Raw genomic sequence first — 2321 nt, forward strand, 5'->3', positions numbered from 1 at the left:
CCAGTATGTCATTCGAAGCAGGCAGATGGCGCTACTGGAGGGGTTTGCTGAACGGTTGGATTGTTGCCGCGGTGCTGGTCTTGGCACATTAGAACTGAGTGCGCTTGCAGACTATGAATCTATCCAGCAGGCACTGACCATTGCCAGTTCAGATCAAGCAGATGAATTTGATTTCACAATAGGGCACATCAGGGTCGCTTCGTCGTTCTTCACACCAACCTTGTTTCATAATCAACTCGAAAAACACTTCAGCTTCAAACCCGTACTTAGAAATCTTCTGGCTAACCCGATCTTTATTAAGAACATTCAGCCAGTGATACTCTCGATGAGTGATACTAGCCAAACGAAGGCCAAAACGTCTGAGCATGACGAAGCGTTTATTTCCAACGTTATGAGAGAGACCTCCAGAAAGCTGATTGAAGTAGAAACTCAACTGATAGCGCAGGAGGCAAATGAAAGAGAACTCATCCAGCTCAGAAACCTGTTAAAACTCACTTCGGAGGAAGCTAATTGCAGTGAAAAGGAAAATCCGATAGCACTTTTGTTCTGTCAAGAATATGAGAATCAACTTGCAAACACTCGAATAGTAATTGTAAGAATGCAAAACCAGCTGGAGAAGCTAAAGCAGGAAGTAAAAAGAATTCCAAAGTTGCAACCAATGAGTGACGCCAGAGAAGAGTCCAGAAAAGCTTACAACACTCAACGGGCAGCAAACCTTGGTATTGTTGACTGGGATGATACCCAGCCACTCGGAGAACAACTCAGACGTATCGAAAAAAAAATTCATCAAATTCACCAGATGACGGTCGCAACAATTATTGCAAAAGGAAAGCCTCTGCAACAAAAGGCAGACCCCATCGCAGAGGAGATCCGACTGGCCAGCATTGAAAATCAACTCGGTCTGATTCCGAACAACGAAAATGACCTGGAAGCCCGACACAAAGCCATTCTGCAGCTCTTTAAGCCGCATGCGCCTGAGGTCGTTTATCCGCCAGCTCAGCATCTACAAGAGCAGGCAGTCAAACGAATTTCAGAGCTGGAACAACAATTTCGTGATGCCAGAGCAGATGCTACAAAAGTTCGCAACACTCAAATAGCAGCAGAGCTTGGTATTGATGACTGGGATGATACCCAGCCACCCGAAGAACAAGCCAGTCTCATTAGACATGAAATCAAACAACTGGTTGCCGCAACCGGACAGCCAGTTGAAGAAGCTGTAAAAGCAAAACCAGCGGCCATTGGCGGCAAGCGCGATATTACGTCGATCAATGAAGGCGACCCGGATATCCTTCAGCCCATTAAACGGCACCTGCAACAAAAGGAAGAACTAACCGATCGGTTAATCCAGAATAATATGGCTTTAATTGATTATCGGTTCGGTATAATCACGGAAGACGCGAGCGATCGAATAATCCAGAATAATCTGGCGTACATTGAAGGTCAGCTTGGTCTGGTCCCGGTTGACGAAAAAGACCCGGGGATGCGTTGCCGGACCATTCAGCAACACATTAGGACACAGGACGCTCAGATCGAAAAAGAACTGGCAGAACGGAGTCACTGGATACAGAACCTTCAGAAAGAAGTCGATCGTACTCCCATTCTGAAAAAAGAAGTTCGTGAAGCGATAGCAGCAACATCGATTTCCGCAACGCCAGTTACCGCAACACCAGTTACCGCAACACCAGTTACCGCAACATCGATTACTAGATCAGGACAACCCGGGGAAGAAGCTTTAAAAGAAAAACTGGCGGCCACTGTCAGCAAGCAGGGTATTACTCCTGTCAATGAAAACAAACTGGATACCTGCTGTCGAAACATTCAACACCACCTGCAACAAAAGGCAGAACTAACCGATCGGTTAATGCAGAATATTCTGGCTAACACTGAAGGTCAGTCTGGTCTGGTTCCGGATAATGAAAAGAACCCGGAAGTCCGTTGCCAGAACATTCAGCAGCACCTTAAGTTGCGGGAAGTGCAGATCGATCAGCAATATCTTCAGCAACAGAGCACCAGAACAGATGCTAAAAATGAACCTGATATCAAAGCCCGCTATGCAACCATTGCCGCGCATTTAAACATTCAGAACTTTGATAGCAATGCAGATATTGACGCCCAACAAGAACGCCTGATTAAAAAACTTAAGAAAATAAATGCCCAGGGGCAACGTCTGCGTCAAAAACTTTATAAAATGCGCAAACAACGCGATATGGAGCATTCTTACACCAGGCTCAGGAAAAATGCTGTGGCGGCGATTCTTGATATCAAGCTGAGTGAAGACACCACACTGGAAGATCGCCCCACCCTCGAATCAACAGTCAATT

Annotated in this window: 1 protein-coding gene; it reads left to right on the forward strand. The window is 45.9% G+C overall.

Annotated elements, in window-relative coordinates:
- Positions 1 to 2321: hypothetical protein (locus tag KDK16_RS07230; protein ID WP_257275358.1), on the forward strand; the 2321-nt coding region annotated here is incomplete at both ends.

Source organism: Endozoicomonas sp. SESOKO4 (genome assembly GCF_024606275.1).